This is a genomic window from Paenibacillus amylolyticus (assembly GCF_047302515.1).
Lineage (GTDB): Bacteria > Bacillota > Bacilli > Paenibacillales > Paenibacillaceae > Paenibacillus > Paenibacillus amylolyticus_G.
Map to the genome: position 1 here is coordinate 871373 of NZ_CP168019.1, position 23430 is coordinate 894802.

Consider the following 23430-nt stretch of genomic DNA (forward strand, 5'->3'; position numbering starts at 1 on the left):
TGGCGGGCTTTTTGTCACTTTTCAATATGTTTTCCCGGTAGCACTGGATTCTCCTTATATTGATCTAGTCGCTCCAACTTTCGGAATACAACTTCATATTTGTGTGACCCGCATCTTCCAGTGTGATCACATCCGTTAGGGCAAGCCGAGACGTCTGAGCCATAGCGGACCACGAAGGTTTACTTAGTGCGATGTTTACAGTCTTCCAAAGGCTATGATCAATGCCAGAACTATAAAAAAGATATTCACGCCGAGCTCCCGGTACTCTTTACGCCGAATATGAAACAGCATCCCGAACAGGGTGACCGTAGCCAAAGCGATTGCGGCGATCGGCGTAAGCACCGGAGTGATGTTCAGTGCCCAAGGCAAAACAAGGCCCAGCGCTCCTAGTAGCTCCGCGATACCGATCCAAATAACTAGACTTTTTGGCACATCATTGACCCAGGCCCAGGTCTTTTTTGACGACTCGATACGAATGGTTTTCATCCATCCTGAATATATGAAACCTAGCGCCAATATAAGTTGTACGATCCATAACGTTACATTCATCTTTTCTTATCCCCTCACTTGCTCGATTTTAATATCTGCCTCTATACTAAAGTGAGAAGGCCCAATCTGGAAGTAGGCACTTAAACCTAACCAGGTAACCAAAAGTATACCCGGGTATGGTCAGAAAGTGAGGAATAAGAATGACGGTATATTGCAAATTCGGAACGGCCTTGGATATCCTTACGGGTAAATGGAAATCTTTGATTCTTCTACGCCTGCTGAGCAACGGTACAATGCGGTTCAGCGAATTACAAAAAGCCATTCCAGATATTTCGAAAAAGATGCTGACCCAGCAGTTAAAAGAACTGGAGTATCACGATATTGTGCATCGCGAAGTATACGCCCAAATTCCGCCTAAGGTCGAATACTCGATTACGGAGTACGGACAGCTCATGAAACCTGTGCTCCAGACAATGAGCGACTGGGGAGCCGGCCATATGCAGCATATGGAGAAGCTGTATAGCCAAGAAGACGAAAAAGGAGCACACCCATCCGAACCACGGAAAATCGATTCCTTGGGGGGGATAGGGTGACAAGGGAGAGTTAGTTTTGAATAAACAAAAAATTGTGATCATTGGTGCAGGGATTGTTGGGGCGTGTATGGCCTATCATCTAGCCAAACGAAATCAAGATGTAACTGTTATTGAACGGCACTCAGCCGCGGCGCGTGAAGTCACGGAAAAGTCATTTGCCTGGATACATACGACGCATAGAGTGGCTCCTGAATACTGGCATTTGTACGATGCAGCAGTGGAAGAATATCACATTCTTCAGCAAGAGTTGTCCGAACTGGAAATTCATTGGCATGGCGCGCTAACTTGGGACATTCCGCCTCTAAGGGAGCAACACTTTCAAAAATTAAACCAGGAGCAGCTTGAGGCATTGGAGCCCAATCTGAAGGAATATCCGGATGAAGCCATGTTTGTCAGCGAAGAAGGTGCGGTGGACCCTATAGCGGTAACGGAGCTGTTGTTGAGCAAAGCGCAAGAGTACGGAGCAAAGATTCAGTTCGACACCAACGTTACACAGCTGAAGCAAGAGGGTTCCCGTCTGGTTGGTGTTCATACATCCAAGGGTTTTGTGGAGTCGGATGTTGTGGTATTGGCCGCAGGAACAGGTACACCCGAACTTTGTAACCCGTTAGGTTGTCACGTGCCGGTAACTTCGTCACCTTCGATTCTGATTCGGATGAAAACTGCTAATAAACTGATACACACATTAATCTCCAATGCGCAATTTGAAGCGCGTCAACTGACAGATTATACGCTGCTGGCTGCGGAAGACTATATCGACGAGTCGGAGGCAAATGGACCACAGGCGGTCGGTAAGCGAGCTTACGACACATTGCGTCGCAGTCTCAAGCACGGTAATCAACTGGAACTGGAGAGCATAAAAGTTGGATGGAGACCCATGCCTGAAGACGGTTATCCGATTGTGGGCTTCCATGATCACATGAATGGACTTTATCTGACGCTAATGCATTCTGCAATTACGCTGGCGCCGCTGATTGCGAATCTGGCTGCAAGTGAAATTATTGATGGCAAATCAAGAAATGAATTAGACCCTTGTCGCCTCTCACGGTTTTAGAATCACCACACAACGAAAAGTACATCGCTCAGGTGGCGATGTACTTTTCGTTGTGTATATTTGTTGGAGTCTTCTACACTTCCCCAGTAGCCATCGGATTCTCCTCATAACTGTATTCGCAGCCGCTGGCGATTGGCAATTCCATGCTAGCTATTCATCTACCTGTGAATCTCGCTAGCGGATTTGGCACCTTGACTTTCAAGCCACGGGATCAGTTCGGATGAAAAATTACGTTTTGCTGTGTCCAGTGGAGTCATTCCATCCCAGCTGGCTATCCAGTTCAGTTCGGCGCCTTGGTCAAGCAGGTATTCGGCTGTTTCTCTTTGACCTCCATGGCAAGCACACCAGAAGGCAACGGTTACTGAATTGGGAGGAGAAGGGGAGGTGCTTGTTCCCCAAGGATAACGTTCCGGGAGTTGGGCCCCTTTAAAATGTTCTTGTATAGCGTGAATATCTCCAAGGGCGGCCGCATGCCAAAGGGCAAAGATCGCGCCGCGCTCAACCAAGCGCCGTGCTGCATCCCATTGTGCAAAAGCAATAGCATCATCCAGCGGCGTGCCACCGGCGATCACCGCGCCAGGCGTTTCAATGTCTGCGCCAGCATCAAGAAGGGCATCAAGCACTTGAACATCATTGGAGCTTGCAGCCCAATGCAAAGGTGTCTCGATGTTTGGACCGACAAAAGGAGCGTTTACTTCCGCACCGAACTTGGTCAATACTCTCACGGTATCCGCTCCATTAGGGAAGTGCCCCGGCCAATCCGTCACCACGTGCAGCAGCGTTCGAGAGATATTAGAGTCTGCATCTACGTTGTCAGGCTTTCTATCCAATATTCTTATGTTTGCCAATCCCGGATTCTCTGCCAGCAGTTGCTCTAACGTGGGAATATCTCCAGTGTGAATGGCTTGAATAACGCTCACTGCAAGTTTTTCATCTTCGTGAATAAATTCCATGCTCCAAATCTCCTTCCAGGCTTATATCCATATTCATGAAAGCATTTGAACTGCACATCTGGCATGATACTCCGATAGCCCCCTAGCGAATTGCTGATCAGGGAATTGTCTGTGAAGCAGTTTCAGTCCTCCTGATATCAAGGACAAATGATGGCAAAATCGATAAAATGTCATCCGCTCCGGGTCGAGATCGTTATTTTTTAAGTAATGATAAAAGTCTCCAAATCGAAACTCCAGAAAGCTATGCTCATGTTCAAGATCGAAGAATCCTGCGCCCTCAATATCAATAAGGCATGGTTGCATAGCATGATCTATCCATATATGATCCGGACCTAACTCTCCATGAATGAAACTATAGAGATCTCTGGGTTGAATTGCTGCTTCCAATTCGTAAAGTTTCTCAAGCAACCTTTCATCATTTTTCCTTATATCTGTCATGTGCTTGGATGCATAGGATAAGGCTGTTTCGGCATCCAACCGCTGAACTTGGTAGCAAGGCCCAGCCTTTTTGCTGTTATCGTTGGCGTTTCCATAAACGTTTCTTTGGATGTTATGCATATTAGACAACATATCCCTGATCCGTTGAAACAACTCATCCCGATCTTTGTGATTTTTATGCTGGAAATAGGCTTCGGCTTTCTGTCCATCCACATACTCAACAAGAGCAAAATCATAAGAGTGCTGGTCTCTATCGTTATTTAGATCATACAAGAGTGGTGTTCGAATTCCATGTTGAGTGAGAAAGCGAGTATTCAAAGAGAAAAGTTCGCTGCCATAGGAACTGTGGAAAGTGGGTTCATTCAAGATCTCTTCCTGAAAATAGTTGCTGGAAATATCCCAAACGTACAGCATACAAGTGAAACCATTCGTGCAGTCAATTTTGTAAATGACTTTTTGTGCGCCTCCATGTATTCTTGCGCTCTGCGTTATGAGGTAACTGGCACCAAATACATGTTGCACATAATCCTGTAATTCTTCACGAGTAAGATGGTTGTTGGACATCATCGACTTAAGCTCCGTTTCAACTGTATTTTGCCGGCCAGCAACCTAAATATATAGAACATTTTCCCCAAAATATAGACTGTTTCTTTTTGATCTGTTAAAGTGTTGATTAAGGTCTGTATATTCATATGTATATCAAAGCAAGGGGTCGGGTACTCACGTTAGTGGGTGATCCGGCCCCTATTTTGCATGCAAGTTGACTCTCTGTTGACTATATATGACCAATGATTTTAAGGAGCTGGGAAGCCATCTTACATTTCAATGAACATCTTTTATTATGGAACAAGGCATCTATTAAAATAATGGATATTCGCCATATAACTATGCAAAGGAAGGAGGTACTTCACTCCTACCGATTCCCTGCGAGCTGTTTCTTATACATGGTGCGTGGCAATGCTGTTATACGGTTGGATGGAAAAGATCATCAGGTCTCACGATTCCATGTTTTGCATGGTGGGAAGGGCTGTTGCCTGAACATTTTGCCTGTTGAAGAGTTCCTTGAATATTATATGATTTATTACAAAGCCATCATCCCGCTGCCTGAACGTCAGGATATTCTGGCCTTGATGGAGCACCGTAATCCCTTCAAGCTTCAATACGGCTTTGCACCTGATCAGCCTGTTTCCTTGTTAAGCAAAGTACAGTACATGATGACAGCTTGGGAAGAGCATGAGGCATTGGAACAGTTCCATGTAAAGTCATTATTTTATCAATTTGTATACGAGTTGTTATGGCAAATCCACAATGGGCGCGTGCCAACAATAAAGCCAGACCTGGTTGCCCAAATGAAATATTATATGCAGGAACACTATGCTGAACCCATTACAATGGACTTGTTAGCAGAGCTTATGGACAGCAGTCCACGTCATTTATCAAGGCTATTCAAACGCCAGACTGGTTATAGTCCGATTGATTTTGTCATTCAAATCCGGATGAACAAAGCGAAGGAACTGCTGCTTGCTACAGATGCTACTTTACAGGAAATTGCCAAGGCTGTTGGTTATCCGGATGGTTATTATCTTGCTAAAATATTTAAAAAATATATGGGGATTGCACCTATTCGTTATCGTAAGCAGCATGAAAGTCCTAATGTACCATCGACTGTGGCACGATTAGGCATTGTACAGGATCTAACTTCCTTATATATTGATAATGATTATCATAATCAGCATATATTTGAGGAGGAATTATTGATGTACAGAAGTAGAAAGACACCCTTGGCTATCACATTATTACTTTGTTTAAGCCTATTGCTTAGTGCTTGTTCAACTGGTGGGGCAGGAAGTCCTTCAGCCAAAGAAGGTTCTCAGAAGCCAACGAATCAGGTAGCGGCCAACAACGCTCACAATACAGATACACAATCTCAAATGAAGACCGTAACCACCTTAAAAGGGGATATTGAAGTACCGGTTAACCCACAACGAGTAGTTGTCCTGTATTTAATGGGTGATTTGCTTGCTTTAGGCGTAAATCCTGTGGGGATCTCTTCTGTAGAAGAAGGAGCGGCTTTTGCGAGTGAACTGGAAGGTGCCACCTCATTAGGAGCATTTAATCCGGACCCGGAAGCAGTAACTGCGCTTAATCCCGATCTCATTATTGTTACCAATGAAGAAATATATGAAGGACTTAAAATGATTGCCCCTACAGTATACATTCCTTATGACCTGCCAGTAGAAGAACGTATGAATTTGCTTGGAGAAATTCTGGGTAAAGAGGGACAAGCTCAGGAAATGTTAGATAACCTTCACAAAAAGGTTGAACAAAGCAAGGAAAAACTTGAACAAGCAGGTATCTTGGATAAAACCGTCACAATTATGGAAAGTAACAAAGGTTCCATGGCTGTAATGACAGGCTTGGGTTATGGCCGGGGGTCGCAGATTATTTATCAATATTTAGGAATGAAAGCACCTGAAGTCTTGCAACGTGAAATTGAAAACGCAAGAAACGATGCGACAAGCAAGGACGTTTCTTATGAAGTATTACCTGAATATGTGGGTGATTATATATTCCGTTCTTCTTTTGAGGGAATGGTTGATCTGTCAGACAATTCAATTTGGAATAACATCCCCGCAGTCAAAGAAGGACGTCTGATTGATATGAGCTTTGGTTTATTTTTCTACAATGATATTTATTCGTTAGACAAACAGCTTGATTTTATTGTGGATAACTTGCTTAAAACCGCGGAGTAATTGGAGGGCCGCTTAACCTGTATAATTGATTGAAAGGCACTTTATTTGGAAAGGAGACATCATTCTTTTGAACTATTATTTTCTGGAATCTCAATATCCACGTAGAGGGTTTATTAGTGGCGGAACAACCTTCACTCCCCAATTAGATATGAATTATTTGGCGATAGAGAATACGTTGCCCGAGGGGACAACAGCAGAGGTTGAGCTACTGTCTACGGTACGCAACCTGAACGTAGATTATTTTGAGACGATCACAGGAACGAGACACGTATCAGATCGTTTTAAAAAACTGTTGGAGGAAACGAAAACAAACACACAGTTTATTCCGACAACGGTCTGTTACCACGACGGTCGTGCGGTTGAAAAAACCTATTGGACTGCACATCAGCTCGATCGTTTGGATGTTTTTGATTATGAACGTTCGGAATATGGGCGCAAAGCGGTCATTGCTGCATCTGTACAACAGCCTCCACGTAAGATCGTCAAAGTTGTATCTCAAATCTGCCTTCATGAAGAGCGAATTGGCAAGCATGAATTTTTTATGCTGGATTATATAAATATCTTCAAACCCATTGTTTCAAAAGATTTTTACGAAGTATGCCGAAAACATAAGCTAAATCTGAACGTTACAGAAGTCGGAAATGTAAGCAACTAAAATGCTACATGAATATAATGAAAGCACAAAGAAGCCCGCGTCAGACGCGGGTTCTTAGTCTTATTTTTCCCCGGTAGCCACCGGATTCTCCTCATAACTAATCCAATCGCTCCAGCTCCCGGAATACAGCTTCACATTCGTATATCCCGCTTCTTCCAGTGCAATCACGTGCGGACAGGTGATTAAGTCTGTCAAATATATACATAATTTTCCTGTGACTTAATTTCGTTTGTTCAAATCTCTGAAGAAGGATCCTTAAGTTTACTAAATGTATTTAAGTTTTACATGACTTAGTTGTGGTAAGTATGTTTACATTTTATTTAAATTTATAAGTTTACTCTTGAAATGTAGTTCATTAATGTTATGTTTGTTAACAAAAAAATATTGTTGTAAATGTATTTATATGTTAGTGTTTATTTGTGTTAGAAAATATTACATAGTATAGAGGGGGGCGTAATGTTTATTAACCGAACGATTAGAAAATTTGGGGTTTCAGTAGGGATTATAAGTATGTTTACATTTGCTCTACCTGCAGTGGGCTTTAGTATGCCACTGCAACCAACAACCATCGATAAGGTAGAAGGTGATTATTATGTAACGTCTGCGATTGAGAACATTCGCTGGGGATCACTGCCTAATCGAGACAGCTCTCCGATTCTTACTGTACCATCAGGAAGTGCTATAACATTTGATACGGTATCGCATGAGGGAATGATAGAGGATCAAGGGAGAAATCCAGTGGAGTACTTCGGCAAATTCGGTATCTCACCCGATGGAGTGTTGGATGATGCGAAGGTAATTGCGGCTTCTCAGATTAAGCATGATTATGTAAAAGACGGACCTCATATTATCACTGGGCCAGTAGCGGTTGAGGGAGCAGAGCCAGGAGATGTTCTTAAAGTAGAAGTCCTTTCGTTGCAGACTCGAGTTCCGTATGGTGTCATTTCTAACCGCCATGGTAAAGGTGCCCTTCCTAACGAATTTCCAGAAAATACAGGCCTACAAGAGGGAGCTAGCGCAACAAAACCGGAATTATATAATAATGTATCTATATTTACGCCTATTGAAGAAATCAACGGCAATTGGTATGGAGTATTACCAACAAAAGCAGGCAAAAATGTGCGTTTTCCAATTAACCCGTTTCTAGGTGTTATGGGGGTTGCACCAAATACCAGTGAAGTTGTGAGTTCTATCCCACCTATTGAAACAGGAGGGAATATGGATATTAATGAGTTGGGTGTTGGTGCAACTATTTATTATCCAATTCAAGTTAAAGGCGGGCTATTCTATACTGGAGATCCACACTTTGCTCAAGGAGATGGGGAAGTAGCGTTAACTGCATTGGAAGCTTCCTTAAGGGGGACAGTTCGGTTAACGGTGTTAAAGAAAGGTGATCCATCACTACCACACAGTGGAGAATTCACGCAACCCTTTGCTGAAACAGAGGATTATTGGATTCCAATTGGACTGGACCCTGATTTGGATGAAGCAATGAAAGAATCAGTACGTGAATCGATTCAATTCTTATCTGATAAGCTTGATATGGATAGAAGTGTAGCTTATGCCTACTTATCGGCGGCAACGGATTATGAAGTATCTCAGGTCGTAGACCGAACTAAAGGGGTTCATGGACTCATTCGAAAAACCGATTTCCTTGAACATGTTGACGTTGCAATGAACGTAGGTGGTACGTTAATCAAACCGGTTGTTCATAACAATGAGTTCTACGTACCGATTCGAACAATTTCCGAGCTATTGGGCGGTACAGTAGTGTGGGATAATAAGACGCGTACAACGCAAATCAAATTAGGTACGAAAAATATAAGTGCTCAAATTGGTTCAGATGTGTATTCAATTAACGATAAACTAGTGTTCAATAGTAACGTACCAAAGCTTTTAAATGGCGAAACCGTAGTTCCGGTTTCTGTTATTAATGAAATACTAGGTGCTTATGTCAACTGGACGACGATCGACAAGACGTTAACAGCTAATGTATCTTTAAGTAAAAAGCAATAATAGATTTCATTATTCAACCGTGGTGGACAGATATCCATCACGGTTTTTTCCGTTATCATGAATCAAAAAAAGCTGCCACTTGATGTCTACTTCTGTGTGCTTTTAAATACTTAAAGGGTTACGTTGTTGAATCGATGTTGACTCAGAACATAGAAAAATACATCGCCGGGGCAGATAAGCCACCTGGCGATGTATTCATATCGATATATTGCTATACGTCTTTGTGTGCTTCCCCCGTAGCCACCGGGTTCTCCTCATAACTAATCCAGTCGCTCCAGCTCCCTGAATACAACTTCACATTTGTATATCCCGCTTCTTCCAGTGCAATCACGTTCGGGCAAGCCGAGACGCCAGAACCGCAATACACGATAATCGCACCATCCTTGTCCAGCTTACTGAAACGCTCTTCTAACACCCCAGTATCTGTCCAACGTCCATCCCAATCCAACACATCTTTCCAAAAATAATTCACCGCACCCGGAATATGTCCAGCCTTGGCATCAATCGGTTCCTCCAGACCCGCATAGCGGCGAGCATCACGGGAGTCAATTAGCACGGCAATGCCACTTGCCGAAGCCTGCTGAACATCCTGGGCACTTGCCAGCATGGCTGGCTGCACATTCACCTCAAAGGAAGATGGGATCTGAACCGGCACATCCGTGGTAACCGGGAACTTGGCGTTTTTCCAAGCGGAGAAACCTTCGTCCATGATATACACTTGTTCATGACCGATATAGCGAAGCAGCCACCATAACCGAGATGCATTCATTCCGCCTTGATCGTCATAAGCAACAATACGACTATTGGAGCCGATGCCAGCTTTGGAGAGACGACTTGCGAGCACAGCCGGATCAGGAAGCGGGTGACGTCCTCCATGCGCAGACACAGGAGAAGACAGGTCTTTTTCCAAATCGAGATAGACAGCTCCTGGAATATGTCCAGCTTCATAGGCTTGTCTTCCAGCCTCCGGCTGACCGAGCAAGAATCTGCAATCTGCAATAACTACATCCGGTTCATACATTCTGGCGAGTAGCCAGCGCATGGATACAATATTTTTCATCAAAATACACCGCCTTATGAGAGTGGTAGAGTCTTTTATTACTATGATTTACGAAAAAATACGTTATACCGTTGTAGGTTCAATAGGCCCTTTTCCCGCAACAGAGGCTTCTGCTGAAGCAATCTGAGGTTTGGTTTTGCCATATCGAATGAAAATCCATACCCCGAATATAATGACAACCCCGGCAGACATCTGTAATGCACTGAGGGATTCACCGAGCAGCATCCAGGCCAGTAATGAAGAGAATACGGGTTCCCCAAGTACGCCCATGGATACCGTTGTGGCATTCATATATTGAAGCAGCCAGTTGAAGAGATAATGTCCAAAGATTGTTGGCACAATGGCGAGCAGCAGGAAGATTCCCCACTCTGACGCAGCGTAACCTCCGAACGGATGGCCCATGATCAGATTATATACCGCCAGCGTGCAAGCAGCTACGAAGAAAACCCAGAAGTTATACGAAAATGCACTAAGTCCCGCTCGCAAAAATTGACCCAGCAGCATATGAACGGCGACTGCGATTGTGCCAAGTAAAGACAGGACATCACCTTGCAGGGCAGTACCTGCCAACTGGAAATCTCCTGCGCCAATAACGATTGATCCAAGCAGGGCGATGCCCATGCCGATGATCATCATGCGGTTAATTTTGGCTTTGAACAGCCATACCGAACCGGCAAGAATCAGTATAGGCTCCAGCGCGAGAATAACTGTGGAACTGGCAACACTGGTGAGCCGCAGCGAACCCATCCAGAGCAGGAAATGGAGGGCCAGCATCACACCGGATGCAAGCAGCAAGCCCCACTGCCGTAAGCTCAGACGCATCATCTCATGTCTGTATTTCCAGACAAACGGGAGCATTAGCAGATTGGTCAAAAATAGACGGTACATGGCAATGACCGCAACATCTGCGGTAGACCAGCGTACAAAGATCGAAGAAAAAGAAATGGCGATAATGCCGACAAAGAATAACAGATAGATGGATCTGCCGGCACGGTTCAAGCTTGTCATGGGTGTAGCTCCTTCTTGAAGTCTGATAGCGTAAATCACTTCATTATACAGGAGAAGACAACCGCAGGAAAGATAAAGAGAACGAAGAGATAAGTAGATTGTAACCGGGCTTGTAACTATTCTGTCATTCTCCCGATCCATTTTTCTATTAATCTTCTATATAGAGACATGAAACGAGATAATATACCAATAATCGGGAAAAAATGAAAGTAAGGAAGTGGCATGACAGTGAGAGTTCAACAAGAGAGAGCGGGAGAACGTGGCAGTATTCCGCCTAGCACAAGTCGCACGAAAACACATAAACGAAGAAAAATCCGGTATGGAAGGGTAATCATAGCTCTAATGCTCTTGGTACTGTTCGTTACCGGTATTACATATGTATTCTTTGGCATGACGCATTGGATCAAAAGCGTTGTGGCGCCGCCTCCAATTACTGTAATCGAACAGCCGGCCAAGCTTGGCATGATACAAGTTACTCCTGATGCGAAGGAGGAGCCGGCACGGTTCCAGGGCCAGGTTCGCAAATTGGCATACATAACGTTTGATGATGGGCCAACTGAATATACAGAACAACTGCTGGATATATTGAAGCAGCATGAGGCGAAAGCTACCTTTTTTATGATCGGACGTCAGTTGAATCAGCATCCAGAAGCAGTCAAACGGCTGTTGAAGGAAGGCAGTTATCCTGGACTTCACAGCATGACGCATAACTATAAAAAGCTGTATAAGAGCGGCAACTCGGCAAACTTTGTGAAAGAGTTCAAGAAAGAGCAGAAGATGGTGCAGGACCTGATTGGTTTTACGCCTCATCTTATTCGTGCACCTTATGGCAGCAGTCCACAGATCGGTGAAAAGTTCAGAGGTGACATTGCGGCGGCCGGATTCAAAATGTGGGACTGGACGACAGATTCACTTGATTGGAATCTTCCCGGTCAGCCGGACAAGATTGTGGCCCGGGTGAGCAAAAGTGTACATCGGGATAAGGAAGTGATTCTGATGCATGAGCGGGAGCAGACGGTTCAGGCTTTACCACGCATTCTGAAGTTACTCGAAGATCGGGGTTACGAGTTCGAAGTATACGATCCGGATGCACACTGGGTAGCCAATTTTAGCGGAGATACCCGCTTGTAATATAACAACAAGATGATGCAAGAGAGGAAGGACTTTGGTGCTAACGAGTAAAAAAGTGGCGCTTGCGGCAGTTAGTGTATTGCTAATTCTGCTGGCGAGTGGTTGTGGAGATCCGCAGGAGCCTGCGGCAAATCAGATAAACCAATTGGTGCTCAGCGGTCAGGAGATCGATCAGAGTTTGAAGACGCTGACCAGTCATGAGCAGGAAGATATGAAGTTATACAAGTCTATTTTAGACAAAGGCAAGAACAAAAACAGTGACCTCGAAGCACTGTTGGATCAGGCAGCAGATCATATTCATGAACGAAGAACGTTGTTGAAACAGGCGGAAGAGGCCATGAAACAGACCAACGAGAAGACGGTGGCCCTGCGCAGTTCACTGAAAGAACTATCATTTGAAAAAGAAGAAACGTTGGCACAGGCAGAAAAGGTGCTGGATCAATATGAAGCTAGAGCACGTGCGTTGGAAAATTTTGTTGTCTCGTATCAGTTGAGTCTGAGTGCCGATGAGCAGTTGTATGATCTGATGAGAGAAAGTGCAGAACCTAATCTGGTTAAGATTAAGCGAGCCATTCGGGTACGGAATAGCGAATATGCGAAGCTTGCTGAATTCCGAAAGCAATTTAACCTCCAGACCAAAGCATTTAACGGAGCCAATGCCAAACTGGTACAGATGGATCAGGCCAGCTGAGTAGAGGATCTGAGCAACGATTCAGATATTTTGCATGATTGAGCTGCCTGTCTCCCGTGTAAGTACTAGTATACAGCCAAGCCAATGGATGAGAAGCAACATGGACAAGCATCATTGCGTATAAGCTAACGGAGGTGTTCATATGCGAAAAGGAAATACAATGAAAGTCAGTGCATCACTCCTGGTTTTACTTATGGGATTCTCGCTTGTGGCATGTGGGAACAGTAATCCTGCTGCACAGCCAACAGTGAATAATACGGAAGAACAGTCACCAGCACCGGAGCAACAACCCAATGAAAGTGCTGCAATAGAAGCAGAAGGTATTCTGACTGGATGGGCTGATCCGCATACCGTTGAGATTCGAGTGAATGAGAAGCCGATGTCATTCCAAGTGAGCGAAGATCTGCAGAAGTCTCTGGATGATATCGATGACGAAGATTCCGTTCGTTTCAAATATGTAGAGAAAACGATTGATGCAACAACGAAACAGTTGGTACTTACAGAGATTGCAAAGCTTGAATCGAGTGATGACAATAACGGTTCCAATGCAGGCGGTACAGTAACGTCCGATCGTCCGAAGACATCAGAGCTGGAAGTGACGGTAGAAGGAATGACCGAGAAACGCCCAGTAACACTGGCACAAGCGAAAGGTTATTCACTTTATGTGTTTGAACCGATGGCTTTTGACGCCGAAGACCATGAATTAACAATGAATATTGATCCGGATTATGAGGTAGAGATTGAGAAGCTGCCGGCGAATTACAATCTGGATGCGCTGAAGATGGATGCCAAGGAAGAGTTGTCCGAGACCGGAGAAGTGAAGCAATTAACGGCTGAACAACTCAGCAACGGCCCGATGAAGGATGCAAAATTATACATGATGTCCCAGAATGATAAGAAAACAGAGTATTTTATCGTGAAAGAACTGGACGGCAATGGTTTCATTTTCCACATCCAAGCACCTATTGGTGAACCTTCGGAAGGTTTCCTGCCCATGGCATATGCATCCCTCAATTCCATTATGAATGAGTAGAAAAGGGATGAGCCACTCGGTTAAACCAAACGATGTATTAAATTAAAAAGATTCCCTAAACAGCGTGTTTCCTTGAGAGAGGAGATACGCTGTTTTATTAACGTTACTACAATATAGATAGATGTACCGTGCCGTGCCACGCCGTGCATAGACAAATAGCCGGAAGGAGCGATGCTGCTGCATAGGTTCCTCCCGGCTTCTTGGCCGTGCTTCTATTCAGTTTGCAGGATCGAACCCATGCCCTGATCCGTTACTCAGGTTAGTATAGTCGATTCCTTGCACCCTCTGAGTTCTTGATAACGGGCGATTACATTTTGATGAACGGGATGTTCGTCGGGAATTCCCATGCGTTCACGGATGAAGGCGGAGACGCCATCTTCGCGAAGCATGTGTTGTAGCTTCATGGCTTCCTCGTCGCGTTTGTCATTAAACAGCATTGCGGCCGCCATAGCAGAAGTTAAATGAGGAATTTTAATTCCGAATTCACTGGCCTGCATCGCTGGGCGAACAAGCCGATCATGAGGCGAAAGCTTGCGAAGGGGGGAACGTCCGACCCGGGTGACCTGATCCGTCAGGTTGGGATTGGCGAAGCGTTCCAGTATGGTATCGATATATTTGTTATGCTTCTGAGCGTTGAATCCGTGCTTCTGGATGAGCATCTGACCGGTCTCTTCCATAACATGGCGTACCTTGGCCCGAAGGGTGGAGTTACTCATCACCTGGCGGATCGTCTTGAATCCTTCGAGATAGCCGAAGTATGCGGCGACACAATGGCCTGTATTGACCGTAAACATTTTACGCTCGATATAAGGTTCAAGCGAATCCACATAGTGGACGCCGTCTATTTTCTTAAATCCATCCAGAAGTGCTGGACGATGAACGACCCATTCGTAAAAAGGTTCAACAGTGACCTGCAGCGGGTCTTTGTGGTTTTGAGCCGGAACAATCCGGTCCACAGCTGCATTGGGGAAAGAAACATAACGTTCGGCTTTTTTGCGAGTTTGTTCATCCAGAAATGGATAGATGCGTTTCTTCAGTCGGGTGCTACCACCGATGGCGTTCTCGCAAGCGATAATATGCAGTGGAGCCTGATTATTATTTTTCATGCGAAGTTGAATGCCTTTGGCGATCGGCTCGGCGATATCTCCGAGTGCAGATACACCCACGGCGGTTGTGATCAGATCGGCTGAAGCGATCTCTTCAGCAACCAGATTCTGCTCACTCACATTGATAGCCGTCACGTTGTTGACAATCGTAGTGTCCTGATCTCTATTGGCAAGTGTAATCGGATATTCCTGTCTCTCTTGAAGCATGGAGATTTTCTTCGGGTTACGTGCGACAAAGCAGACTTTGTAATCGGAAGCGGACAACATATGACCGATAAAACCGCGGCCTATATTGCCCGCACCAAAATGTACAGCTTTCATGTGTGAACTCCCCCTTTAAGGATTTAATCGCGAAATTCGTGCAGACCTTAGACGGTAGTGACGAGTGGCTTCGAAATCAAATCGTTAAATGTAAGGTCAGTCAAGCAAGACAGCCGTTGGTGAGGCATATCGAATTCCAGTGTTCCTGTGATGGTATTCGATATGACTACGCAGTGCATACCAGCCGCAGCAGCTGCACGCGCGCCGTTAGGTGAATCCTCAATCGCTACGGCTTCGTCTGCAGTTACTCCAAGGGCTTCAAGCGCTTGAGTATAGAGTTCCGGGTCAGGCTTCACATTTGCAACATCATCTGCTGTACGAATGACTTCAAAATAATCTTTTAGTTTCAGTTGTTCCAGATGCTGTTCAACCCACTCCCGTTTGGAGCTGGATGCTACAGCTAGTTTCAGTCCGGCTTCACGTGCTTGTTCAAGATATTCCTGAATACCAGGACGCACCTTTTCTTTGTTCATCAATGCAGCGTGCTGCAACTGAACGGATTCCCTGAACGCTTCCCGATCGATCGGAAGATTCAAATCTGTGATGAGGTACTCATACGGATTAAATGTTTTCAGACTGGTACCGATGCATTGTGAATACATCTCCAAGGTTAAATCTACGCCGTGTTCCTTGTAAGCATCACGAAAAGCAATGTACCATGCTGTCTCTGTATCAATAATCGTTCCGTCGAAATCAAACACCAGTGCCTTAATCATAAATTTGTTCCTCCTGTTTCAGAATTAGTTTGGGGATAAAATAAAAATGAAAATTTTCTGCAAATTCATTCCCTGCACTCATTAACCTGCGGGATATTAGTTAACGCAATAAACCGAAATGAATATTAATTTGGGAAAAAATATGCGTTTGAAGCTAATAAAACCGTAACATAGGACAAACGGAGGGGTCAAGCGCGTCATGATTGTTTACATTGAAAATTTTAACATGTATGATTTGTTTTCAGAAAATGATGAACGTTGCAAACCGTTAACCCTTTTGCATGTAAGCGGTGTACTGAATAAACTGTTTTTACAGCTCAAAAAAATAAAACTTTTTTTATGAAAATTTGCTATTCTGACCGTTCAACAGCTTTCGACACTTTTATAATAGAAGAAATGGAGCTGAATTTATTGGATTTTATTAGCTTTACGCCAGATCAGGCCCTGTGGGAGAATGGAAGAAAGATTCTGAAAGTATATGGAGTAAGGGAGGAAGACAAGCATGTTGCAAAAGGACCGTTTCAATGGCTGCTTCATCGGGCTTGCAGCGGGTGATGCGTTGGGAACTACCGTGGAATTCAGCAGCCCGGGCACATTTGAACCCGTAACGGATATCGTGGGTGGCGGTGTATTTGGGCTTGAGGCAGGGCAGTGGACAGATGATACATCCATGGCTCTGTGTCTGGCAGAAAGTTTGGTACGTAAAGCAGACTTTGATCCTGCGGATCAGATGCGCAGATACACCAATTGGTACAAGGTCGGGTATATGAGCAGCACAGGCGATTGCTTTGATATCGGCGGGGCCACAAGAAGTGCCTTGGAGAGGTTTGAGATAACTGGAGAAGCCTACAGCGGATCAACCGACCCGATGACGGCGGGCAATGGCTCTATCATGAGGCTTGCACCTGTCGTGATGGCTTACGCTAATCAACCAAACGAGGCGGTCCACTATGCTGGGCTGAGCTCCCGGACAACACATGCTGCAACGGAAAGCGTGGAAGCATGTGAAGTGCTAGCCGCAATAATTGTTGCCGGTCTGCGCGGAGCGAACAAGAGCGTCATGCTGATGCCGGAGACATGCAGACAATGGAGGGAAGAACCTACTTTTTCGCCTGCAATTGAAGAGGTTGTTTTGGGTTCTTATCAGAGAAAAGAACCTCCCGAAATTAAGGGTAGCGGCTATGTGGTTCGTTCACTTGAGGCAGCACTATGGGCGTTCCATAAGTCGTCAAGCTTTGAAGAAGGCGCGTTGTTAGCTGTTAATCTGGGTGATGATGCGGATACCACGGGTGCGGTGTACGGACAAATCGCAGGTGCTTATTACGGGCTAAGCGGCATTCCGGCACATTGGCGGGACAAGCTGGCTATGCGTGGAACGTTCGAACAACTAACAGATGACTTGTGGTTGAAGGCGACAGAAAATCGTTGATTAGAGACAGGAGAAGAGAACATCTATGAGCACGACTGGACATACAATACAACCACAGGTTTCACCGTCAGGTAAACGAGGGGCGTTTCCATTATCCCTGTTATGCCTGACAATAGGGGCTTTTGCGATTGGTATGACTGAATTTATTATTATGGGCTTACTGCCTAATGTGGCAATAGACCTGAATGTAAGCATTCCGCAGGCTGGACAACTCATTACGGGATATGCGCTTGGTGTAGCGGTAGGTGCGCCGATTTTGACCGTATTTACACACAAGATTCCGCAGAAAAAACTGCTGGTACTGCTGATGTGCATTTTCATTATCGGGAACGCATTGTCCGTTATTGCTCCCACCTATGGGTTGTTAATCTCAGCACGGATATTAACGGCATTTTCTCATGGTACGTTCCTTGGTGTAGGTTCAATCATGGCAACGCGGCTTGTTGCGCCCGAGAGAAGGGCAGGAGCGGTATCGGTTGTTCTCGCGGGGCTAACGATTGCCAACATCATTGGCGTTCCGTTTGGTACATTTATCGGGCAACAGCATGGATGGCGGTCATCTTTCGGGGCGATTACAATTCTGGGCATTATCTCATTAATGGGGATTATTCGTTTTATTCCGGTTATTCCGCAAGGACCGCCTGCAAACCTCGGTCAGCAATTTCGAAATCTGGTACGTCCACAAGTGTTGCTGGTTCTGCTTATTGGGGCGTTGGGGTGCGGAAGTTTGTTTACAGTCTTCACCTATATTACGCCGATGCTTGTGGATATTAGCGGCTTTGCAGAGCAAAGTGTGACCTGGATTCTGGTGTTGTTTGGCTTCGGTGTAACCTTGGGCAATTTGGTTGGCGGCCGTCTGGCAGACTGGAAGCTGATGCCTTCGTTAATCGTCAACTTTGGGATCTTAGCTGTTCTGTTAGCTGCACTTACGATTACACTAGAGAATCCTTATCTCGCGGTAATCACCATATTCTTCTGGGGTGTAGCCGCGTTTGGTATTATGCCGGGACTTCAGATTCGGATTATGAATATGACCCGCGAAGCACCGTTGCTTGCGACAACCTCAAGTCATTCGGCATTTAACCTGGGAAATGCCGCTGGTGCCTATATGGGTGGGTATGCAATTACACATACGGGACTTATCTCAGTGCCTTTGTATGCCGCAGTTATTGCCGGATTAGGTTTGCTAGGACTGCTCTTCAGTCTGTTCATGGAGCGTAAACATCATGGGCCAGAGATTGCCCAGGTTGCAGAGGCAGCGTCGGCAAGCTGAATATGGAATCGTTTCGCCTCAATTCTTCCGTTGAACACGGAGAGTTGAGGCTTTTTATATCATGATGAGATCCAGAGTAGGGGAGCGAATAGACGGTCTGGTGGTGTGAAGAAGTATACTTTTCAAACTATAAGATATAGTTATTTAAGTTTTTTGATGATGTACAGGCCTTGTGAGGTGATATAATAAAGATGTAATTGGAATTGATTGTAAATTATGGATCACGGATGTTTACTTCCGTATTGAGAAAGGTGAAGGATAGCGGTCCGTATTCATGCGTGGAAAGGAGGAACTTCGTTTTAAAATGTAAGGGCTTTCAATTAAGGCTTGTGTGTATCTGAAAGACCTGTTATGAGGTTCGTACACGGTTTAAAATCATATTCCAAAGGAGATTGATATTAATGAAAAAACGTCTGTCCAAGATTCTGAGTCTCTCCATCACAGCAGCACTCCTTGTACCAACGATGGCGTCTGCAACGGATATGCAGGAAACTCCAGCTCCAGCCCCCATTCAGTCTGTGATAGATCAGGGAGCGACCGGCACCATGGATAATACCGGGCAAAATGCGCTGGCTAACACTCCGGTTGTGCCGGCACCACCGGGTTATGATGGCTATCGAAACAATATTCCGCACGGAAATACCAATCTGATATCCTATTACTCCACAACGGTAGGCAATACACGGAAAGCGACGGTGTATACACCGCCAGGATATTCTCCGAATAAAAAGTATAACGTCTTGTATCTCCTGCACGGCATCGGCGGGGATGAGTATGAGTGGGTTAACGCAATGAAACCAAAGAACATTCTGGACAACCTGTATTCGGAAGGAAAGCTGTCCCAGATGATCGTTGTCATGCCGAATGGCCGTGCCATGAAGGACGATCGTCCAGTCGGTGACATTTTTGCTCCGGACAAAGTGGCTGCGTTTGAACGGTTTGAGCAAGACCTGCTCAAGGATCTGATTCCTCATATCGAGGCCAATTATCCGGTGTACAAGGACCGCAATAGTCGTGCGTTGGCCGGTCTGTCCATGGGTGGTGGGCAGTCGCTTAACTTCGGATTGAAAAATCTGAATACCTTCGCTTGGGTAGGGGCATTCTCGGCTGCACCGAATACGCAATCTGTATCGCAGCTGGTTTCCAACCCGGGACAAGTCGCTAGCCAACTCAAATTGTTGTGGATCTCCTGTGGATCGAGTGATGGTCTGTTATGGGTCAGCCAGAATTTCAAAAACGGCTTGAGCAGCATGAACATTCCGCATACCTTTTATCTGGATGTAGGTGGACACGAACCATCTGTCTGGAACAGCGGCCTGTATCAGTTCTCACAACGAATCTTCAAATAATTTAATTTGAATTAGTTTCTTGAAGCAATCGACAGGAGAAACAGGAATTCATATCGATATGCAGCCTCAGTTCTGTTCTGCACAGGACTGGGGCTTTATGTTGGTTAGTGTGCGAATATGACATGATGAGTGAGAGAGAATATGTTAGCATGAAGGAAGCAGATCCACATGGAGCGGGTAGTTAATTACATAGGTAGATACATGAAGGAGAGAAATAGGATGTTCTATTACAAAGGTGCATTCCGGGAAACTGACAATGTGATTTATTTCAAAAGCGAGGTTCCCTTAACGGAGAACGATGTCGTTATATTTGGTGAGAAAACATATTTTATCGAAAGTGTGGAAAAAGAATTTCTCCTGCTTCAGCGGGTGGGCTCCATTGTTTCTGTGAGTCTGTGAAATCTTCGCAAGGTCATCCCCTTTTTCAAGTGTACGTGCACTTCTGGGCCTCTGCCTACATACAATAGATCGACCCTGTTCCCACACGTGCTCAGGCCAGATCGTTGTAAAACTGCAGGAGGTGTCATCTGTGCCCGGATTGTTTACCGCAATTGCTCTATTCATTAAAGAGTTAACGTTACTCGTCTCGTATGTCAAAAATAATGCGTTCCCCCAGCCACTGGCTGAGGGTGATGAAGCCAAACATTTGCGCCTTATGGCTGAAGGCAATGCTCACTCTCGCAATCTGCTCATTGAACACAATCTGCGCCTCGTCGCGCATATCGTCAAGAAGTTCGACAATACGGGTGAAGATCAGGAGGATCTGATTTCCATCGGAACCATTGGTTTGATCAAAGCCATCGAAAGTTTTCAACAAGGCAAAGGTACGAAGCTTGCCACATTTGCGGCGAGGTGTATTGAAAACGAGATACTTATGCATCTGCGTTCCCTGAAGAAAACACGCAAAGACGTATCCCTGCATGATCCCATCGGTACGGATAAAGAAGGCAACGAAATTACGCTAATCGATATCCTCGGAACAGAAGCTGATGATGTTGTAGATAAAGTGCAGCTCAAGATTGAAAAAAGCAAAATTTATCGCAATCTCGACATCCTGGATGATCGGGAGAAGGAAGTTGTGATCGGTCGATTTGGCCTGGAAGCAGGCGGGGAGGAACGAACTCAACGCGAAATTGCGAAGGAACTGGGCATCTCACGCTCATATGTATCAAGGATTGAGAAACGAGCGTTAATGAAGCTGTATCATGAGTTTTATAAGCAAAAGTAGTTGCTAAACAGACCAGAGGGCGCCTTTATTGGGAGCCCTTTTTACTGTGAAGATACTTAAAACTGGATCGATCTAATTAGTATTAATTATTTGGGATTATAACCTAAATAAAGGGATTTTCATCCCTGTTGAAGAATATCTTGTACACAGACTAATTTAATATTTAAGGAGTAAATCATAATGAAGTAGCTTTTTCGGAAAACTCCACTGTGGTTTTTGTTAATCTGGATCGTAGGATTTATAATGATCGTTTTCAACTCGTTTCAATCGTATTCAAGTATTATTAACTTTATTGCGTTATTGATGATTAGTGTTGCTAATGCTATTCGAGTTTGGAAAACCGAACGTTCATTAGCGATTGCCTTTTTAGTCGTTGTCGCTCTATGCTTGGCTTATATTTTTAAATACTTCTATAGATATGTATTATCAGCATGACGTGAGATAACGAGGGATCGTACATAAGACGACGATATTACAGACCAGTTGCAACTCAAGATTAGAGAAGCAAAGAGTATGAAAACCAGATCATCAAGAGGGCTCTATCAGCAGCGCTGTATCAGTTCTCAAAGTACAACCAGCAAGTGCACAAAAAAAGTATGTACAAAACCAGAGGTCACCTCTTACAAAGGTGGCCTCTTTGCTGTGCAAAAAAATATATAAAAGAGGGATATGTATTCTGGGCAGATTATTATATGATGAGTAATAATATTTTGCATCGTAGAGAGCATTTGCAGAAAGAGAGTGGTGGTTGATCATGCAGCAAGAAACGTTAACAAGGGGATTAAAGAACAGGCATGTGCAGTTGATGGCGATCGGAGGTGCGATCGGTACAGGTCTGTTTCTCGGAGCAGGCAAAACGATCCAGCTAACTGGGCCATCCATCTTGCTGGCCTACATTATTACGGGTGTTGTGTTGTTCCTGATCATGCGTGCATTGGGGGAGCTGCTGTTAAGCAACTTGCAGTATCATTCCTTTGTCGATTTTGTGCGTGATTACCTGGGAAATATGGCTGCATTTATTACAGGCTGGACCTATTGGTTCTGCTGGATATCCATTGCCATGGCTGATATTACGGCCGTTGGATTGTATACACAGTTTTGGTTTCCAAATGTACCTCAGTGGATGCCAGGGTTAATTGCGTTAGTCATTTTATTAATCATGAACTTGGCAACGGTCAAGTTGTTTGGGGAGATGGAATTCTGGTTTGCCCTGATTAAAGTCGTGGCTATTCTGGCACTCATTATTGTTGGTTTATATATGATATTCAAAGGTTTTACCACGGATCAGGGTCCAGCGAGTTTCACCAATCTGTGGAGTCATGGGGGATGGTTCCCGAATGGATTGCATGGGTTCATCATATCGTTCCAGATGGTAGTGTTCGCCTTTGTAGGCATGGAACTGGTGGGACTCACAGCGGGGGAAACCGAGAACCCGGAGAAGGTTATTCCGAGAGCGATTAACCAGATTCCGATCCGGGTACTGCTTTTCTATGTCGGCGCACTGCTGATTATTATGAGTATCTACCCGTGGAACGCTATCGTGCCCACTGAAAGTCCGTTTGTACAAGTGTTTGCCGCTGTGGGTATTGCAGCTGCCGCCGGCATTGTGAATTTCGTGGTACTGACGTCCGCAGCGTCAGCGTGTAACAGTGCCATTTTCAGTACAAGCCGTATGGTGTTCTCCATGGCAAAAGATCACAACGCACCTGAATCATTTGCAAGACTGAACAAGAGGAAAGTCCCTTCCAATGCGCTGTTTTTCTCCACGATTGTTATTCTGATCGCGATTGTGCTGAACTATATCATGCCAGAAGGCGTATTTACGCTGATCACGAGCGTGTCGACCGTGTGTTTCATCTTTGTCTGGGGCATCATGGTGATCTGTCATCTCAGATATCGTCGTACTCAGCCGGAACTGGCGAGTCGCAGCCGCTTCAAACTGCCACTTTATCCGTTCTCGAACTACTTGATCCTAGCGTTTTTGGCATTTGTGCTGGTGGTACTGGCATTGGCCGAGGATACGCGTGTGGCACTGTTTGTCACGCCGGTGTGGTTTATCCTGGTTGCTGGGATCTACCTTCTCAAAAAGAAAAATTTGAGTAATAACAGACAGTAGTCTTACCATCGTTGCCAA

21 protein-coding genes and 1 pseudogene are annotated in these 23430 nt (G+C 44.9%); 14 read left to right on the plus strand and 8 right to left on the minus strand.

Annotated features, from left to right (window positions below):
• Positions 1–195 precede the first annotated feature (195 nt).
• The gene (locus tag ACDJ59_RS03820) at positions 196–549 is read right to left on the minus strand and encodes a DoxX family protein (protein ID WP_338706683.1); all 354 of its coding nucleotides are present in this window, start codon (positions 547–549) and stop codon (positions 196–198) included.
• A gap of 140 nt (positions 550–689) precedes the next feature.
• Between ACDJ59_RS03820 and ACDJ59_RS03825 the strand changes: the two genes are divergently transcribed.
• Complete coding sequence (locus ACDJ59_RS03825) at positions 690–1082, plus strand: winged helix-turn-helix transcriptional regulator (protein WP_413407732.1); 393 nt, start codon at positions 690–692, stop codon at positions 1080–1082.
• Between the two features lie 16 nt (positions 1083–1098).
• Positions 1099–2136: an NAD(P)/FAD-dependent oxidoreductase gene (locus ACDJ59_RS03830; RefSeq protein ID WP_413407733.1), complete on the plus strand. Its 1038-nt coding sequence runs from the start codon at positions 1099–1101 to the stop codon at positions 2134–2136.
• A 158-nt stretch (positions 2137–2294) separates the two neighbouring features.
• On the opposite strand, the gene ACDJ59_RS03835 is transcribed toward ACDJ59_RS03830, so the two are convergent.
• Both ACDJ59_RS03835 and ACDJ59_RS03840 read right to left on the minus strand, forming a co-directional pair.
• Positions 2295–3089, minus strand: coding sequence for an ankyrin repeat domain-containing protein (locus ACDJ59_RS03835; RefSeq protein WP_413407734.1), 795 nt, complete (start codon positions 3087–3089; stop codon positions 2295–2297).
• A gap of 33 nt (positions 3090–3122) precedes the next feature.
• Positions 3123–4094, minus strand: a complete 972-nt coding sequence (locus ACDJ59_RS03840) for a phosphotransferase (protein ID WP_413407735.1) — start codon at positions 4092–4094, stop codon at positions 3123–3125.
• A gap of 377 nt (positions 4095–4471) precedes the next feature.
• On the opposite strand from ACDJ59_RS03840, the gene ACDJ59_RS03845 reads away from it, so the two are divergent.
• Together ACDJ59_RS03845 and ACDJ59_RS03850 are read left to right on the plus strand one after the other, a co-directional pair.
• Positions 4472–6280 carry a helix-turn-helix domain-containing protein gene (locus ACDJ59_RS03845; protein ID WP_413407737.1) on the plus strand — a complete coding sequence of 603 codons (1809 nt, stop codon included), beginning with the start codon at positions 4472–4474 and terminating at the stop codon, positions 6278–6280.
• Positions 6281–6347: 67 nt separating this feature from the next.
• Positions 6348–6935: an imm11 family protein gene (locus ACDJ59_RS03850; protein WP_413407738.1), complete on the plus strand. Its 588-nt coding sequence runs from the start codon at positions 6348–6350 to the stop codon at positions 6933–6935.
• A gap of 60 nt (positions 6936–6995) precedes the next feature.
• Here ACDJ59_RS03850 and ACDJ59_RS03855 read toward each other — a convergent pair.
• Positions 6996–7112, minus strand: a pseudogene (locus tag ACDJ59_RS03855) (sulfurtransferase); the annotation flags it as partial.
• 279 nt (positions 7113–7391) lie between these two features.
• Here ACDJ59_RS03855 and ACDJ59_RS03860 point away from each other — a divergent pair.
• Positions 7392–8951 (plus strand): acetamidase/formamidase family protein, encoded by a 1560-nt coding sequence (locus ACDJ59_RS03860; RefSeq protein WP_413407739.1) that lies wholly within the window; start codon positions 7392–7394, stop codon positions 8949–8951.
• 211 nt (positions 8952–9162) lie between these two features.
• Here ACDJ59_RS03860 and ACDJ59_RS03865 read toward each other — a convergent pair whose 3' ends face one another.
• Together ACDJ59_RS03865 and ACDJ59_RS03870 are read right to left on the minus strand one after the other, a co-directional pair.
• On the minus strand, positions 9163–10011 hold the full coding sequence (locus ACDJ59_RS03865; protein ID WP_413407740.1) for a sulfurtransferase: 849 nt from the start codon (positions 10009–10011) through the stop codon (positions 9163–9165).
• Between the two features lie 63 nt (positions 10012–10074).
• Positions 10075–11019: a DMT family transporter gene (locus tag ACDJ59_RS03870; protein WP_036668496.1), complete on the minus strand. Its 945-nt coding sequence runs from the start codon at positions 11017–11019 to the stop codon at positions 10075–10077.
• 228 nt (positions 11020–11247) lie between these two features.
• On the opposite strand from ACDJ59_RS03870, the gene ACDJ59_RS03875 reads away from it, so the two are divergent.
• The 3 genes from ACDJ59_RS03875 (at position 11248) to ACDJ59_RS03885 (ending at position 13874) form a co-directional block, all read left to right on the plus strand.
• Positions 11248–12150: a polysaccharide deacetylase family protein gene (locus ACDJ59_RS03875; RefSeq protein WP_235431597.1), complete on the plus strand. Its 903-nt coding sequence runs from the start codon at positions 11248–11250 to the stop codon at positions 12148–12150.
• Between the two features lie 37 nt (positions 12151–12187).
• Positions 12188–12841, plus strand: coding sequence for a YkyA family protein (locus ACDJ59_RS03880; protein ID WP_413407741.1), 654 nt, complete (start codon positions 12188–12190; stop codon positions 12839–12841).
• 142 nt (positions 12842–12983) lie between these two features.
• Positions 12984–13874: a hypothetical protein gene (locus tag ACDJ59_RS03885; protein ID WP_413407743.1), complete on the plus strand. Its 891-nt coding sequence runs from the start codon at positions 12984–12986 to the stop codon at positions 13872–13874.
• A 254-nt stretch (positions 13875–14128) separates the two neighbouring features.
• On the opposite strand, the gene ACDJ59_RS03890 is transcribed toward ACDJ59_RS03885, so the two are convergent.
• Entirely contained in the window at positions 14129–15301 is a 1173-nt protein-coding gene (locus ACDJ59_RS03890; protein WP_413407744.1) for a mannitol-1-phosphate 5-dehydrogenase, read from the minus strand.
• A 47-nt stretch (positions 15302–15348) separates the two neighbouring features.
• Positions 15349–16017 (minus strand): HAD family hydrolase, encoded by a 669-nt coding sequence (locus tag ACDJ59_RS03895; RefSeq protein ID WP_047843848.1) that lies wholly within the window; start codon positions 16015–16017, stop codon positions 15349–15351.
• Positions 16018–16519: 502 nt separating this feature from the next.
• Between ACDJ59_RS03895 and ACDJ59_RS03900 the strand changes: the two genes are divergently transcribed.
• From ACDJ59_RS03900 to ACDJ59_RS03925, 6 genes are all read left to right on the plus strand, one after another.
• On the plus strand, positions 16520–17446 hold the full coding sequence (locus ACDJ59_RS03900) for an ADP-ribosylglycohydrolase family protein (protein ID WP_413407745.1): 927 nt from the start codon (positions 16520–16522) through the stop codon (positions 17444–17446).
• Positions 17447–17471: 25 nt separating this feature from the next.
• Positions 17472–18719 carry an MFS transporter gene (locus tag ACDJ59_RS03905; RefSeq protein ID WP_413407746.1) on the plus strand — a complete coding sequence of 416 codons (1248 nt, stop codon included), beginning with the start codon at positions 17472–17474 and terminating at the stop codon, positions 18717–18719.
• A 401-nt stretch (positions 18720–19120) separates the two neighbouring features.
• Positions 19121–20068 carry an alpha/beta hydrolase gene (locus ACDJ59_RS03910; protein WP_413407747.1) on the plus strand — a complete coding sequence of 316 codons (948 nt, stop codon included), beginning with the start codon at positions 19121–19123 and terminating at the stop codon, positions 20066–20068.
• Between the two features lie 219 nt (positions 20069–20287).
• Positions 20288–20467 carry a hypothetical protein gene (locus ACDJ59_RS03915; protein WP_341008291.1) on the plus strand — a complete coding sequence of 60 codons (180 nt, stop codon included), beginning with the start codon at positions 20288–20290 and terminating at the stop codon, positions 20465–20467.
• A gap of 130 nt (positions 20468–20597) precedes the next feature.
• Positions 20598–21296, plus strand: coding sequence for an RNA polymerase sporulation sigma factor SigK (gene sigK, locus ACDJ59_RS03920; RefSeq protein WP_047843844.1), 699 nt, complete (start codon positions 20598–20600; stop codon positions 21294–21296).
• Positions 21297–22050: 754 nt separating this feature from the next.
• Positions 22051–23412 (plus strand): amino acid permease, encoded by a 1362-nt coding sequence (locus ACDJ59_RS03925; RefSeq protein WP_413407748.1) that lies wholly within the window; start codon positions 22051–22053, stop codon positions 23410–23412.
• Positions 23413–23430: the final 18 nt, after the last annotated feature.

Coding starts and splice junctions, on each gene's coding strand:
- ACDJ59_RS03820 (WP_338706683.1), bottom strand. CDS start 549: ATGAATGTAACGTTATGGATCGTACAACTTATATTGGCGCTAGGTTTC.
- ACDJ59_RS03825 (WP_413407732.1), top strand. CDS start 690: ATGACGGTATATTGCAAATTCGGAACGGCCTTGGATATCCTTACGGGT.
- ACDJ59_RS03835 (WP_413407734.1), bottom strand. CDS start 3,089: ATGGAATTTATTCACGAAGATGAAAAACTTGCAGTGAGCGTTATTCAA.
- ACDJ59_RS03840 (WP_413407735.1), bottom strand. CDS start 4,094: ATGATGTCCAACAACCATCTTACTCGTGAAGAATTACAGGATTATGTG.
- ACDJ59_RS03845 (WP_413407737.1), top strand. CDS start 4,472: ATGGTGCGTGGCAATGCTGTTATACGGTTGGATGGAAAAGATCATCAG.
- ACDJ59_RS03860 (WP_413407739.1), top strand. CDS start 7,392: ATGTTTATTAACCGAACGATTAGAAAATTTGGGGTTTCAGTAGGGATT.
- ACDJ59_RS03865 (WP_413407740.1), bottom strand. CDS start 10,011: ATGAAAAATATTGTATCCATGCGCTGGCTACTCGCCAGAATGTATGAA.
- ACDJ59_RS03870 (WP_036668496.1), bottom strand. CDS start 11,019: ATGACAAGCTTGAACCGTGCCGGCAGATCCATCTATCTGTTATTCTTT.
- ACDJ59_RS03885 (WP_413407743.1), top strand. CDS start 12,984: ATGCGAAAAGGAAATACAATGAAAGTCAGTGCATCACTCCTGGTTTTA.
- ACDJ59_RS03890 (WP_413407744.1), bottom strand. CDS start 15,301: ATGAAAGCTGTACATTTTGGTGCGGGCAATATAGGCCGCGGTTTTATC.
- ACDJ59_RS03895 (WP_047843848.1), bottom strand. CDS start 16,017: ATGATTAAGGCACTGGTGTTTGATTTCGACGGAACGATTATTGATACA.
- ACDJ59_RS03900 (WP_413407745.1), top strand. CDS start 16,520: ATGTTGCAAAAGGACCGTTTCAATGGCTGCTTCATCGGGCTTGCAGCG.
- ACDJ59_RS03905 (WP_413407746.1), top strand. CDS start 17,472: ATGAGCACGACTGGACATACAATACAACCACAGGTTTCACCGTCAGGT.
- ACDJ59_RS03910 (WP_413407747.1), top strand. CDS start 19,121: ATGAAAAAACGTCTGTCCAAGATTCTGAGTCTCTCCATCACAGCAGCA.
- ACDJ59_RS03915 (WP_341008291.1), top strand. CDS start 20,288: ATGTTCTATTACAAAGGTGCATTCCGGGAAACTGACAATGTGATTTAT.
- ACDJ59_RS03925 (WP_413407748.1), top strand. CDS start 22,051: ATGCAGCAAGAAACGTTAACAAGGGGATTAAAGAACAGGCATGTGCAG.